Annotated in this window: 12 protein-coding genes, 2 tRNA genes and 1 other annotated feature (1 of these 15 only partly in view); of the genes, 3 read left to right on the forward strand and 11 right to left on the reverse strand. The window is 45.7% G+C overall.

What is annotated here, in order from left to right:
- A tRNA-Ser gene (locus tag ACO59Y_RS02190) sits at window positions 1–46 on the forward strand (it extends 55 nt beyond the left edge of the window).
- Window positions 47–99: 53 nt separating this feature from the next.
- On the opposite strand, the gene priC is transcribed toward ACO59Y_RS02190, so the two are convergent.
- The 8 genes from priC to ACO59Y_RS02230 form a co-directional block, all read right to left on the reverse strand.
- A complete protein-coding gene (gene priC, locus ACO59Y_RS02195) occupies window positions 100–684 on the reverse strand; it encodes a primosomal replication protein PriC (RefSeq protein ID WP_486130236.1) in 585 nt (194 codons plus the stop codon).
- Window positions 685–717: 33 nt separating this feature from the next.
- On the reverse strand, window positions 718–2,070 hold the full coding sequence (locus ACO59Y_RS02200) for a Na+/H+ antiporter family protein (RefSeq protein ID WP_486130238.1): 1,353 nt from the start codon (window positions 2,068–2,070) through the stop codon (window positions 718–720).
- Between the two features lie 88 nt (window positions 2,071–2,158).
- Window positions 2,159–2,280, reverse strand: a sequence feature (His leader region).
- 123 nt (window positions 2,281–2,403) lie between these two features.
- Window positions 2,404–3,081 carry a ribonuclease T gene (rnt, locus tag ACO59Y_RS02205; protein WP_486130240.1) on the reverse strand — a complete coding sequence of 226 codons (678 nt, stop codon included), beginning with the start codon at window positions 3,079–3,081 and terminating at the stop codon, window positions 2,404–2,406.
- A 94-nt stretch (window positions 3,082–3,175) separates the two neighbouring features.
- Entirely contained in the window at window positions 3,176–3,583 is a 408-nt protein-coding gene (gloA, locus tag ACO59Y_RS02210) for a lactoylglutathione lyase (protein WP_486130242.1), read from the reverse strand.
- Window positions 3,584–3,692: 109 nt separating this feature from the next.
- Window positions 3,693–4,349 (reverse strand): thiamine phosphate synthase, encoded by a 657-nt coding sequence (thiE, locus tag ACO59Y_RS02215; protein WP_486130244.1) that lies wholly within the window; start codon window positions 4,347–4,349, stop codon window positions 3,693–3,695.
- Window positions 4,336–5,154, reverse strand: a complete 819-nt coding sequence (gene thiD / locus ACO59Y_RS02220; protein WP_486130246.1) for a bifunctional hydroxymethylpyrimidine kinase/phosphomethylpyrimidine kinase — start codon at window positions 5,152–5,154, stop codon at window positions 4,336–4,338. The genes thiE and thiD overlap by 14 nt, the downstream gene beginning before the upstream one ends.
- 116 nt (window positions 5,155–5,270) lie before the next feature.
- Window positions 5,271–7,121, reverse strand: coding sequence for an ABC transporter ATP-binding protein (locus ACO59Y_RS02225; protein WP_486130248.1), 1,851 nt, complete (start codon window positions 7,119–7,121; stop codon window positions 5,271–5,273).
- A gap of 247 nt (window positions 7,122–7,368) precedes the next feature.
- Window positions 7,369–8,412, reverse strand: a complete 1,044-nt coding sequence (locus ACO59Y_RS02230; protein ID WP_486130250.1) for a glycosyltransferase family 9 protein — start codon at window positions 8,410–8,412, stop codon at window positions 7,369–7,371.
- A gap of 171 nt (window positions 8,413–8,583) precedes the next feature.
- Between ACO59Y_RS02230 and ACO59Y_RS02235 the strand changes: the two genes are divergently transcribed.
- Together ACO59Y_RS02235 and rdgB are read left to right on the forward strand one after the other, a co-directional pair.
- The gene (locus ACO59Y_RS02235) at window positions 8,584–9,309 is read left to right on the forward strand and encodes a 3-deoxy-D-manno-octulosonic acid kinase (RefSeq protein ID WP_486130252.1); all 726 of its coding nucleotides are present in this window, start codon (window positions 8,584–8,586) and stop codon (window positions 9,307–9,309) included.
- 9 nt (window positions 9,310–9,318) lie between these two features.
- Window positions 9,319–9,912 (forward strand): RdgB/HAM1 family non-canonical purine NTP pyrophosphatase, encoded by a 594-nt coding sequence (gene rdgB, locus ACO59Y_RS02240; protein WP_486130254.1) that lies wholly within the window; start codon window positions 9,319–9,321, stop codon window positions 9,910–9,912.
- Window positions 9,913–10,025: 113 nt separating this feature from the next.
- Here rdgB and ACO59Y_RS02245 read toward each other — a convergent pair whose 3' ends face one another.
- The 3 genes from ACO59Y_RS02245 to glyS form a co-directional block, all read right to left on the reverse strand.
- On the reverse strand, window positions 10,026–11,846 hold the full coding sequence (locus tag ACO59Y_RS02245; protein ID WP_486130256.1) for a monovalent cation:proton antiporter-2 (CPA2) family protein: 1,821 nt from the start codon (window positions 11,844–11,846) through the stop codon (window positions 10,026–10,028).
- Between the two features lie 59 nt (window positions 11,847–11,905).
- Window positions 11,906–11,982 (reverse strand) — tRNA-Ile (locus ACO59Y_RS02250).
- An 85-nt stretch (window positions 11,983–12,067) separates the two neighbouring features.
- Window positions 12,068–13,178, reverse strand: a 1,111-nt coding sequence (gene glyS / locus ACO59Y_RS02255) for a glycine--tRNA ligase subunit beta (RefSeq protein ID WP_486130258.1), incomplete at its 5' end; no start/stop codon positions are given.

Genomic DNA, 13,178 nt, shown 5'->3' on the forward strand with positions numbered 1-13,178 from the left:
CGAGGGTTTACGCCCTCCTAGGGTTCGAATCCCTATTCCTCCGCCATCAAATTTAAAATCCCCTTATTGAAAAATAAGGGGATTTTGTTTTTTTGGATTTTATTTTCTCGACTGATTTTTATTTTCTTGTTTCTTTTTAAACGCCAAATATTCCTCTAATAAATCGATCGCTTCTTGGCATTTTTGTCGACGTTTTTTGTAACGTTCAGCAAGTTGCGAGTGATATGCTTTTTCTTTTTCGTTTGCGGCTAAACGTTCGTTATCGCGTTGTTGTTGATGTAAATGATTTAATTGTTGCAATGCCTCGTAATATTTTTCTAAGCGTTCTCGCGGCGGAAGTTTGTGAATATCGTGCGAAGTTCTTTTCTGGTGCGGCTTCAATGCGGTGCTGTTGAGCAAGGGCGATTTGCGCTTACGATTTAATGCTTCCGATAATGCCGTGCATTGTTTAAGCAAACGCTCGGCGATAAAGCTGTAGTGGTTTAGTTCGTCGGAATCAAGCGATTGTATTTTCTTTAGTGTTTGATTAATTTCGGCAAAATAAAATGCCGTTGTTTGTCCGTTTTCACTGAATAAGGCACGGTCAAATTTTGCGAAAATCTTTTCTTCTTGCTGCGCCTGATGGGTTTGATAAAGTTGTTGAATCTTTTTTTCTAACGTTTGAACGAGCTGTTGAACGATCATAAAGAAATCCCCCGAGGCGGGGGATTATAATCGTTAAAGGTACATGGCGGCAATCCAGCCGAAGATAATTAACGGGATATTGTAGTGAATAAACGTCGGAACAACGGAATCCCAAATGTGGTCGTGTTTACCGTCCATATTCAAGCCGGATGTCGGCCCTAGGGTGGAGTCGGATGCCGGCGAGCCTGCGTCGCCTAAGGCAGCAGCAACGCCTATGATGGATACAGTAGCAAGTGGGGAGAAGCCGAAAGATAAGCAAAGCGGCACATAAATGGACGTAATAATCGGTACAGTGGAGAAAGAGGAACCGATTCCCATGGTAATTAGTAAGCCGACGAGCAGCATCAAGAATGCGGCTAAACCTTTGCTTTGAATTGCACCATTGCTTAGATTTTGCACCAAATCGGTTACGCCGGTCGTGGCGTTAATGACGTTGGCAAAGCCCGATGCAGCGATCATTACGAAGCCGATCATAGCCATGAGGCGCAAACCTTGTTGGAAGATATCGTTGCTTTCTTTCAGTTTGAATACACCGAACAAAGCAAAGATTACCAAGCCAATTAAGCCGCCGATAATGGTTGAGCTCGTTACTAATTGGATTGCGAAAGTCGCGACGATTGCAATTAAGCTGGCAACAATTTGTTTCGGACGAATATTGGCGATGTGTTGTTCGATTTCGGCTGTGCTCGGCTCTGCAATGGTGACGTTATATTCGCGCGGTTTGCGGTAAGTGACGAATATGGCGGTTAACAATCCTAGAATCATGCCTATAACCGGTAACAACATGGCTAGGGAAACTTGTGCTACATCGGTTTGCAGACCAAGGGAAGCACCTGCTTGGTTGATATTTTTCACCAAAATACTTTCAATGAAGATTTTCCCAAATCCTACCGGCAATAACATATAAGTGGCAGTTAAACCGAAAGTGAGTACACAAGCCACTGCACGACGGTCAATTTTTAATTTGTTGAAAATGGAAAGGAGTGGCGGCACTACGATCGGAATGAAAGCGATGTGTACCGGTAGTAAGTTTTGCGAGGAAATAGAAAATAATGCTAACACGCCAAACAGCATATATTTGAACCAAGCCAAATTATTGCCGGTCGGGGTTTTATTCATTTTGGTAATGATTTTGTAGGCGATTAAATCGGTGATACCGGATTTAGAAATGGCAATGGCGAAGGCGCCGAGCATTGCGTAATTCATTGCCACTTCAGCACCGCCACCGAGGCCACCGTTGAAGGTTTCGATGGTTTTGCTTAAGCTTAAATCACCGCATAAGCCGGCAGTCAATGCGGCGACCACGAGCGCGATCACCACATTAATGCGTAGCAAGCTTAATACGAGTAGCACGATAATTGAGATAACAACGGGGTTTGATAACATTGTGTTTTTCCTTATAAATTAAGTGTTAAATCGGTTCGGATAGTATTAAATCGGTTAATTGATGATGTCGCATTTTAGCTCCTGTGATAAAAGAAACCCCTCGAAAGTTACCTTCCGAGGGGTAAGATATTGATTATCCCGCCAGCTCGGAAGAAATCTTCCAAGCGCGCCGAAAACCTGAAAGACTATTCAGTGAAATGGCGGTGATGGTGACGGATAATGTTCATTTTTGTTTCTCCAAGTAAGAATGCCACTTAAACTACTGGAAATCGGAAACGATTGCAAGCGCTTTCGGCAAATATTTGTTGAGCGGGTTAAGGTTTTATCGCTTTTTTAAATTTCGGGCTCCTTTTGGGCTTTTGGTTCCGGTGCGATATGCGGGAATCCGCCCAAATCTTTCAAATGATTCACCATATAACAAAATAATTCCGCCGTACGTTCTGTATCGTACAACGCAGAATGCGCCTGTTTACCGTCAAAGGGGATTTTGGCCGCGTGGCAGGCTTTGACTAACACGGTTTGACCGAACATTAAGCCTGCTAAGCTTGCCGTATCGAACATGCCAAAGGGGTGGAATGGGTTGCGTTTTACGCTTGTGCGTTCCGCTGCCGCCATCACGAAGCTTTGGTCGAAAGCCGCATTGTGTGCCACGATGATGGAACGTTGGCAATCAGCCTCTTTTTGGGCGCGACGTACCATTTGAAATAAGCCGGTGATTGCGTCTAATTCCGATACCGCATTGCGCAACGGATTGTGAATATCAATGCCGTTGAATTTCAAGGATTCCGGATTAATGTTTGCGCCTTCAAACGGTTCGATGTGGAAGTGGCATTTTTGATCAGGATGTAAATAACCGTTTTCATCCATTTTCAGCGTGATTGCCGCCAGTTCCAACAAGGCGTCTTGTTTTGCATCGAAACCGGCGGTTTCCACGTCGATAATCACGGGAAAATAGCCGCGGAAACGATTTTTGAGTTGATTGTGGTAGGAAGAATCTTGAACATCGGACATAACAAACCTTACAAAATAAAATAACGCAGGCTAGCCTACGTTATTCGGAGAACTCTCAAAATGGCACCGCATTGAAAGCCGTATTTAGGGCAATTTAATTGCCTAAACCGGCTTTGGCGCTTTTATTTTCGATAAATTCGATTTTATAACCGTCGGGATCTTCGACAAAGGCAATAATCGTCGAGCCGCCTTTTACTGGTCCCGGTTCGCGAGTGATTTTACCTCCGTTGGAGCGCACCGCATTGCAAGTTGCTACGATGTCATCTACGCCGATGGCAATATGGCCGTAAGCCGTGCCGAGTTCGTATTCGCTTACGCCCCAGTTATAAGTCAGCTCAATAACGGAGGATTGATCTTCGTCGTCATAACCTAAAAAGGCCAGAGAATAGCGGTATTCAGGGTTTTCACTAGTACGTAGTAAACGCATACCGAGCACATCTCGATAGAATCGGACGGAACGTTCTAAATCGCCGACGCGTAACATAGTATGTAAAATTCGCATGGTATCTCCTTCTTCATATTGAAATAACGGCGGCGATTATGACATAAATGGAAGGAAAAATCAGTAAAGACGTATCGGTTGGCGTTGCCGGATAAATATTTTGAATTTTTTACAATAACTTTTTGATTGTTTCCGCTAAATTAGAGGCGCGTGCGAGAGATGAAATGACTGCGATTCCATCGGCACCTTTCGCTCTTAATAATTTTGCGTTGCTTTCATTTATGCCACCGATTACCACACAAGGTTTGGTGATCCCTTGGTGGCGTAATTCCGTAATAAAATCAATGCCGACAGGTGGTTGGTGATCTTGCTTGGTTGCTGTGGGAAAAATCGGACCGATACCGAAATAATCGATAGCTTGATTGGATTGAAATTGCTTCGCTTGCATTAGGTTATTGATGGAAAGCCCGATAAACATTTTTCCTTCAGTTTTAGCGATCACCTGGTTAATTTCTTCGTCGGATTGTCCCACATGAATACCGTCTGCTTGAATCATCAAAGCAAGATCGACATTATCATTTATCACGAACGGCACTTGATATTGTCGGCATAAATCGCGACAGCGCTCGGCTAATTGTTGTTGTCTTGCCGGTTGGTGTTGAAGGGAATTTTCGCCTTTATCGCGAAACTGAAAACAGCTGATGCCGTGACGTAATGTCTGTTCTAATTTATTCAGTAAATTTTCTTCCGGCGTACCGCCTAAATGCGCGACGTCTTGCGTACCGGCGATAAAATACAGATTAATTACCGAGTTAATGTTCTTCATTTTGATATGCCCAATGGTTAACGGGCCCCTGTCCTTTACCGATATTTAATGGAGCTTCAATCGCCGCACTGATAAAACGTTTTGCGATGATGAGCGCTTGCGTGATGTCTTTACCTTTGGCCAGTTCTGCCGCAAGACAGGCGGAAAACGTGCACCCCGTGCCGTGGGTGTGCGGTGTGTCATAACGCTTATGTTGTAGTGTGAACTGAGTCGTCGGCATAAACACATAATCGATACAATATTCGCTTTGCGAATGTTGCCAATGTCCCCCTTTAATCACAACATTTTGGGCCCCCATTTTTTGTAATGCCTCAGCGGCGTATTGAACGGATTGTTGATCTTTAATCGCAATGCCGGTTAAGGCTTCCGCTTCCGGTAAGTTTGGGGTAATGATTGTCGCTTGTGGAATGAGTCGCTTAATTAAACAATCAAGCGCACTTTGTGACAATAACGCGGAGCCGTCTTTGGCAAGCATTACGGGATCCAGCACCATGGGACCGAAATGACAATGCGCAAGGTTTTCCGCCAGGCAGTGGATAATGTCTTCATTACCCAACATACCGACTTTAAAGGCTTGAATATGAAAATCTTGTGCAATCGCTTGGAGTTGGTTCTCAATAATTGTTGTCGGCAGTATATGGCAATCCATAATTCCTAACGTGTTCTGCGCCGTCACCGCAGTCAGAATACTGGTGCCGTATACGTGGCGCATTTGAAAGGTTTTGAGATCGGCCTGAATGCCGGCTCCGCCGCCAGAATCTGAGCCGGCGACAGTTAAGGCTTGCGGGTAATGAAATGTTGGCATAGTCTTGTTTAAATGTTGCTATCGCGCACGGAATTGTTCTAAAAATTATCAATAATGATGTAAAACCACATGAATCGGTAAAACATCTGTTTACTACATTAGTGTTTGCCGATGTTTTAATCCAAGTGCCCGTGTTCGCTCAAGAATCCCCCGCTTTGGTGTTTCCAAAGTTTGGCGTAAAGTCCGTTTTGTTCAAGTAATTCGGCGTGTGTGCCTTGCTCGACGATTTTGCCTTTATCCAACACGATTAAACGATCCATCGCCGCGATGGTGGATAGACGATGCGCAATGGCAATCACGGTTTTATTTTCCATCATTTTATCGAGGCTTTCCTGAATCGCCGCTTCCACTTCAGAATCCAACGCACTGGTGGCCTCATCCAATAAAAGAATTGGCGCATCTTTTAACATTACACGAGCAATGGCAATTCGTTGACGTTGACCGCCGGATAATTTCACGCCGCGTTCCCCCACATGCGCATCATACCCCTTTCGGCCTTGTGCATCGCTTAAGAACGGAATGAAATTGGCTGCTTCGGCGCGTTCTGCCGCACGCATCATTTCTTCATCCGTCGCACTCGGCCGACCGTAAATAATATTGTCGCGCACGGAACGATGTAATAACGAGGTATCTTGCGTGACCAAACCGATTTGGCTGCGCAAACTTTCTTGCTGTACGTCCGACACATTTTGTCCATCAATGGTGATCGTGCCTTGTTGTGCTTCATAAAAACGCAATAACAAATTCACAATGGTCGATTTACCCGCTCCGGAACGTCCGATTAAACCGACTTTTTCGCCCGGTTTAATGGTGAGATTAAAGTGATTGAGTAACGGCTTAGTCGGATCATAAGCAAAAGTGATATCGTTAAATTGGATCTCGCCTTTTTTCACTTTTAACGGTGGACAATTCGGCTTATCCACGATCGTATGTGGTTTGGTCAGCGTGCTCATTCCGTCATTTACCGTGCCGATATTTTCAAATAAGCGTGCCGATTCCCACATAATCCAACGAGAAAGTCCGTTCACACGCAATGTCATAGCGGTTGCCGTGGCAATCGCGCCGACACCTACTTGTCCGTATTGCCATAAAATCACGCCTAATACTGCGGTGCTTAAAATTAAGAAAATATTCATCGCGTAAGTTAATGTATCCAACGACGTTGCCAAACGCATTTGCGCATGCACGGTTAGCATAAATTCTTCCATAGAACGTTTAGCGTAGGCTGCTTCGCGCGCACCGTGAGAGAATAATTTCACTGTCGCAATATTGGAATAGGCGTCGGTTACCCGGCCGGTCATCAATGAACGGGCATCCGCTTGACGCTCGGCGGTTTTAGCCAAACGCGGAATAAACAATTTCAAAATTGTGCCGAATAGCACGATCCAAATTAAAAACGGCAGCAAAAGCCAGCTATCTAACGCCGCTAACACCAAACCGGAAGTGATAAAATATACCGCCACATAGACCAACATATCGGCAATTGTCATTACCGTATCGCGCACCGCAAGGGCAGTTTGCATGACTTTCGCCGATACGCGACCGGCAAATTCATCCTGATAGAAACTTAAACTTTGTCCCAACATCAAGCGATGAAAATTCCAACGCAAGCGCATCGGGAAAACGCCTTGCAAGGTTTGCAAACGGATTGCGGAAGTGAAAAATAGCCATACGACGCTTATAACTAACAACACCGCCATAGCAAGCAATAGATGCCCTTTTTCTGACCAAAGTGTCGCCGGCGAGTACTGCCCAAGCCAATCCACTAAGACGCCCATAAATTGGAATAACATCGCCTCTATTATGCCAATGCCGACCGTCATTAGGCCCAGCAAAAAAATCCAGCCACGCATCCCTTCGATGCTTGACCAAATAAAGCGGAACAAGCCTTTTGGGGGTGTTGTCGGGTTGCTTTCAGGATAAGGATTTAAGCGGTTTTCAAACCACGAAAAAATTTTATCGAACATAGAATTTCCTTAAAAAAACAAAAGGCAACCAAGCCGTTGCCTTGTAAATTGTGGCGCATTATAGCCGAAATCCGCTGCAACAGATACTGAAAGCCTCGGCTGACGATAGGTGCGAACTGCACTGTTGTGCATTGAATTGCCGTCATAAATCAGTGGGTCTCACGGGCACCGCATTGACGATGCTTAAATGCTGAGGTGCGCTACGAGCACCGTATTGAAACCGCAGAGGAAGCCAATATTAGCGACATTACAAGAAATTTAACCCTTTCATTTGCGCAATCACATCGGAAACCGAAATGCCTTCCATCAAATTTTTACCCTTGAGTTTCGTCGCCCAAGGCAATTCGGCGGAAGGTTTACCGAATATTTTTTGCGCGTTTTCTTCATACACGGAAACCACGTTCGCCAAATTGTTATAAGGCGCGGTGCGCAACGGATTGTGATAAGCGTACAGCCCAATCACCGGTGTGCCTTGCGTGGTCGCGATATGTGCCGGGCCGGAATCGGGCGAAAGCAGTAAATCCGCTTGGTTAATCAAGGCGGCCAACTGTTTTAAATTCGTTTTGCCTGCGGCATTGGTCGGCCTAAAATCACACAGCGTGATGATTTTTTCCACCATTTCTAATTCGCGTTTTGCCGGCGAACTGCAGAAAATCACATTCACATTATGTCGATTGGCGATATTCGCCACTTCGGCATAACGTTCTGCCAACCAATCTTTTTCCGCCTTGCTGGAACAAGGCGAAATCAGTAAATTTTTGCGGGTTGGATCGATAAATTGCCGGGCGAATTGCTTATCTTGTTCGGAAAGGGCAAGTTGCCAAGTGGGCGCTGCTTTTGGCACGCCAAGATATTCGGCAAACGCCATAAATCCATCCAACACATGGGGCGAGAGCGGATCTTCCACGCGACGATTGACAAATAGCCATTGCCCTTCGCGTGAACGTTTTTTACCGAAGCCGATTTTGTATTGCGCTTTAATGCCTAACGACAACACGGAGGCACGAAACGCCGTTTGCATATTCAGCAGCGCATCAAAACGTTGATTTTTTAATTGTTTCCACAACGCAAACACGCCTTTCCAGCCGGTTTTTTTGTCATAAGGAAGCAGTGTCACGCCGGGAATGCCGTTTAATAAACCCGCTTCCGTTTTGCCGACAATCCAACTGATTTGAGTTTGCGGATAATATGCCTGAATGTGCTGCACCACCGCCAGTGCGTGACATACATCGCCCAGTGCGGAAAGTCTTAGAATGCAAAGAGATTTGGGCAGTTGAGGGAAGAGAGACATGGTTATTCCTTATTAAATGCCTGCTGGAAATCGACTTTTCTTTCGTTTTTCACCCCTTCGTTGACGGAGAGGAAATCTGAAAAGCGAAGTTTAGAATATCGGTTTTGTCGTTTAATTTGCCGATATTTTAAAGTAGAATGGGCGCATTTTCTATTATGCAACCCGACCAAAATGCTTGAATTCCAGCAAGATAACCGATTTTTCCTATTCAATTTCAACCGCGCGTTTGAAGGCCAAGTGGATTTTTTCAATCCTGACTTTTGGCGAAAACAGCACCGCATTGAAGGCGTGGCAAAAGGACGGGGCACCACTTATTTTTTACGCACGGAAGATTGGTTCGGCGTGAATTGCGCGTTACGTCATTATTACCGTGGCGGCTTGTGGGGCAAGTTCAATAAAGATCGTTATCGTTTTGTCGAGCTCGCCGATACGCGCAGTTTCACCGAATTTCATTTGCTCCAACGCCTGTATGAAGCCGGATTGCCGGTGCCAAAGCCTATCGGCGCACGAGTACGAAAAGGTAAACTCGGTATTTGTTATCAAGCGGATCTTTTATCGGAAAAAATCGAAAACGCGCAAGATTTGACCGCCCTTTTGCAAGGGCAAACTTTGCCGAGCGAAACTTGGCGGCAAATCGGCAAATTAATTCGCCGCCTGCACGATTTGCAAATTTGCCACACGGATCTCAATGCGCACAATATTCTGGTGCAACAAACAGAGAACGGCCAAAAATGTTGGTTATTGGATTTTGATAAGTGTGGTGAAAAATCGGGCGATTTTTGGAAAACGGAAAACCTAAATCGCTTGCATCGTTCTTTCGTTAAAGAAGCCGGCAGAATGAAAATTCGATTTAATGAACAAAATTGGGCGGATTTAATCGCCGGTTATCAACAATAAGGACAAATTATGGCTCAAAAAATCGTACTTGCCACCGGCAATCAAGGTAAAGTCAAAGAAATGGCGGACGTGCTGGCCTCGCTCGGTTTTGAAGTGGTGGCGCAAACAGATTTAGGCATTGAAAGCCCGGAAGAAACCGGTTTAACCTTTTTGGAAAATGCCTTGCTGAAAGCTCGCTACGCTGCGGAGAAATCTGGTTTGCCGGCCATCGCTGACGATTCCGGTTTGGTGGTGGCCGCATTAAACGGCGCGCCGGGTTTGTATTCCGCGCGTTATGCCGGCGAAGACGGCAACGATGCGAAAAATCGCGCCAAATTGTTGGTTGAGCTTGCCGATGTGCCGCAAGAAAAACGCCAAGCGAAATTCGTCAGCTGTATTGTATTTTTGCGACATCCGACCGATCCGTCGCCGATTATTGCGGAGGGCGAATGTCAAGGCGTAATCGGCTTCGAAGAAAAAGGTGAAAACGGCTTTGGTTACGACAGCTTGTTTTTCAGCCCGCAACAAGGATGCACGTTTGCCGAATTGGAAACCGTCGAGAAGAAAAAAATTTCGCACCGTGCGCGCGCGTTAAATGTATTAAAAGAAAAACTCGGCGCATAAAACACCGCATATCAAGGAACTTCGGCAGTATTGCCGAACGTTTAAAACAGCACCGCATTGAAGTCGCTTCCAATGCGGTGCTGTTATTTGAGCTCGATTAGCGCGGCGAAATATTATGCTTCTTCTTGTGTTTGTTCTTGCGCTTTTAACAAAATTTCTTGAATATGCGCCGCCATTTTTTGGTCACATTTCTGTGCAATATCACGCATTACCGGATTGTTAAAAATCGCCATACCCGGCTCATATACCTGCGACATTAATTCCACTTCATGGCGATCCGCCTTGAAATAATATTTGGCAATGGCTTTCGCGGTTGCTGATTCCATACCCAACGCTTCTAATGCCAAGCGACCGGTGCGTACCGCTGAATCGAAAGTTTCCCGCACAATTTCGTCAGCTCCCGAATTATAAAGATCGAAGGTGTGAAAACGGTCGAAAGCGCGTGCAATAATTTTAATGTTTGGATTGACTTCGCGCGCGAAATGCACGATTGCGTTCGCCTGCTCTTTATTATCAATCGCCACAATTAACATTTCCGCGTTTTCCAAGCCTGCCGCAATTAAAAATTCGCGACGCGAAGCATCGCCGAAATAAGATTTAATGCCGTATTCATTGAAACCTTTTATCATTGTCGGATTCAAATCCACAATGGTCGTGGCGTAACCGCTCAAGCGTAATAAATCGTTTACGATTTGGCCGAAACGCCCCATTCCCACGATAATAATCGGATGTTGTTCGTCAATTTCATCGGGTTGAATTTCTTCTTTCGTTTCTTTTGCACCGAATTTTTCGTACAACACCAAAATAATCGGTGTCATTACCATGGAAAGTACCACGATAGCGGTCATATTGGCGTTGACTGTTTCGTCAATTACGCCTTTTGCAAGCGCTGCCGCGAATAAAACAAAAGCAAATTCACCACCTTGCGCCATTAAAAGCGCACGTTCCAATGCGGTTCTGAGGGTGCTTCTCGCCAAACGCGCTACCAAATAAATACAAATACCTTTGGTGAGCATTAACGCGACTACGCCGAGTAAAATAAGTTGCCAGTTTTCCGCCACCACTTTTAAATCGAGCGCCATACCTACGCCGAGGAAGAAAAGTCCGAGCAGTAGGCCGCGAAACGGTTCGATATCCGCTTCTAATTGGTGACGGAAGGCGGATTCCGACAGCATTACGCCGGCTACGAAGGCGCCCATCGCCATGGAAAGACCTGCTTCTTCCATTAATAACCCCGCACCGAGCACGACAAATAATGCCGCTGCGGTCATTACTTCTCGCGCTTTGGCATTCGCCAATATGCGGAATATCGGATTCAATACGAAGCGGCCAATTACGACTAGCGCCGCTAAGGCGAGCATGGCAATGCCGGCGGACTGCCACCAAGGTAGTGAAGCTTCGGTTTTTTCAAAAGGAGAAAGGAAGGAAACGATGGCGAGTAAGGGTACGATTAACAAATCTTCAAAAAGCAAAATCGATACGATTTTTTGCCCCCGCTTGGTAGAAAGCGCTTTGCGTTCGCCTAATACTTGCATTACGATGGCTGTAGAGGTTAGCACGAAACCGGCGGAGGAGACGAACGCCACTTCCCAAGAGACGCCGAATTGTACGCCGACAATCGTCATCAAAATCGCAGAAATCACCACCTGCATACTGCCTAGCCCGAAAATCTGGCGGCGTAAACTCCATAGATGAGAAGGCTTCATTTCAAGTCCGATTACGAACAGAAACATCACTACGCCAAATTCCGCTAAGTGAATGATAGCATGTGGATCATCCACGACATTTAATCCGTAAGGCCCGATCGCCAGTCCGGCGGCTAAATAGCCCAATACCGATCCCAGTCCGATTCGTTTAAATAACGGCACCGCAACTACTGCAGCACCAAGCAATGAGACCACTCGAATTAGATCGCCAGCCCCTTCCGCAGCCATAGAAACTCCTAAGCGAAAAAAGAAATGTAAAAAGAAAAATAAGGTGGGATAAATCTAGATGGTCCCCCCTGCCGGACTTGAACCAGCGACCAAGCGATTATGAGTCGCCTGCTCTAACCGACTGAGCTAAGGGGGGAAGCGCGGGAGATTATAGAGAAATAATCTATTGAAGTCTATAAAGAAAGGGATGGTTGTCGGAAAAACAACCATCCTGTTTTATGTTATTGCAACAATGAAATATCCGCCACCTGTAAGAATAAACCTTGCAAGGTGTTCAAAATGGCGAAACGATTTTGACGCAATTTTGCATCCTCCGCATTCACCATCACATTATCAAAGAAGTTATCCACCGGTTGACGCAAGCCGGCGAGTTTATCCAACACCGCGGTGTATTCGCCTTGTGCAATTAACGGCTGAACCTCTTTTGCCAAACTTAACACACTTTGCGCAAGCACTTGTTCTGCCGGCTCAACGCATAACGCCACATCAATTGTGCCAATGTCGCCTTCCGCTTTTGCCAAAATATTCGCCACACGTTTATTGGCCGCAGCCAAGGCTCCCGCCGCATCTAAAGTACGGAAATGTGAAACCGCACGCACGCGCGCATCAAAGTCAGCCGGACGAGTTGGACGACGCGCCAATACCGCTTGAATCACATCCACCGCAATGCCTTCATCTTGATACCATGCGCGGAAACGGCCAAGCATGAAATCCACCACATCGGCGACCACGTTTGAATTAGTGAGTTTATCACCGAAAAGTGCGGTGGATTTTTTCACTAAATCTTCCAAATCCAGCGGTAAGTTTTTCTCAACGATAATACGTAACGCACCTAATGCTGCACGACGTAATGCAAATGGGTCTGCACTACCTTTTGGGGCTTGTCTGATACCAAAGATCCCTGTTAAGGTGTCAAATTTATCGGCTAAAGCGACCGCACTTGCAACCAGTGATTTTGGTAATTCATCACCGGCAAAGCGTGGCATATATTGTTCGTTTAACGCCACCGCGACTTCTTCATATTCACCGTCATGACGGGCATAGTGCATGCCCATTACGCCTTGCGTATCGGTAAATTCGAATACCATGTTGGTCATTAAGTCACATTTTGACAGTAAGCCGGCACGTTTGGCTTTCGCTTCGTCTGCGCCGATTTGTTTTGCAATTTCGCCTGCAAGTTGCTCAATACGGTCAGTTTTATCTTTCAATGTACCGAGCTGTTGTTGGAACAACACGGTTTCTAAGCGTGGTAAACGATCAACCAGTTTTTGTTTTAAATCGGTTTTGAAGAAGAATTCCGCATCGGTTAAACGTGGGCGAACCACTTTTTCG

It is taken from the genome of Rodentibacter sp. (assembly GCF_057314195.1).

What these genes read in the sequence shown, in the direction of transcription:
- gloA (WP_486130242.1), bottom strand. Translation starts at nt 3,583, where the DNA reads ATGCGAATTTTACATACTATGTTACGCGTCGGCGATTTAGAACGTTCC.
- ACO59Y_RS02225 (WP_486130248.1), bottom strand. Translation starts at nt 7,121, where the DNA reads ATGTTCGATAAAATTTTTTCGTGGTTTGAAAACCGCTTAAATCCTTAT.
- thiD (WP_486130246.1), bottom strand. Translation starts at nt 5,154, where the DNA reads ATGCCAACATTTCATTACCCGCAAGCCTTAACTGTCGCCGGCTCAGAT.
- rnt (WP_486130240.1), bottom strand. Translation starts at nt 3,081, where the DNA reads ATGTCCGATGTTCAAGATTCTTCCTACCACAATCAACTCAAAAATCGT.
- priC (WP_486130236.1), bottom strand. Translation starts at nt 684, where the DNA reads ATGATCGTTCAACAGCTCGTTCAAACGTTAGAAAAAAAGATTCAACAA.
- ACO59Y_RS02230 (WP_486130250.1), bottom strand. Translation starts at nt 8,412, where the DNA reads ATGTCTCTCTTCCCTCAACTGCCCAAATCTCTTTGCATTCTAAGACTT.
- ACO59Y_RS02235 (WP_486130252.1), top strand. Translation starts at nt 8,584, where the DNA reads ATGCTTGAATTCCAGCAAGATAACCGATTTTTCCTATTCAATTTCAAC.
- thiE (WP_486130244.1), bottom strand. Translation starts at nt 4,349, where the DNA reads ATGAAGAACATTAACTCGGTAATTAATCTGTATTTTATCGCCGGTACG.
- ACO59Y_RS02200 (WP_486130238.1), bottom strand. Translation starts at nt 2,070, where the DNA reads ATGTTATCAAACCCCGTTGTTATCTCAATTATCGTGCTACTCGTATTA.
- ACO59Y_RS02245 (WP_486130256.1), bottom strand. Translation starts at nt 11,846, where the DNA reads ATGGCTGCGGAAGGGGCTGGCGATCTAATTCGAGTGGTCTCATTGCTT.
- rdgB (WP_486130254.1), top strand. Translation starts at nt 9,319, where the DNA reads ATGGCTCAAAAAATCGTACTTGCCACCGGCAATCAAGGTAAAGTCAAA.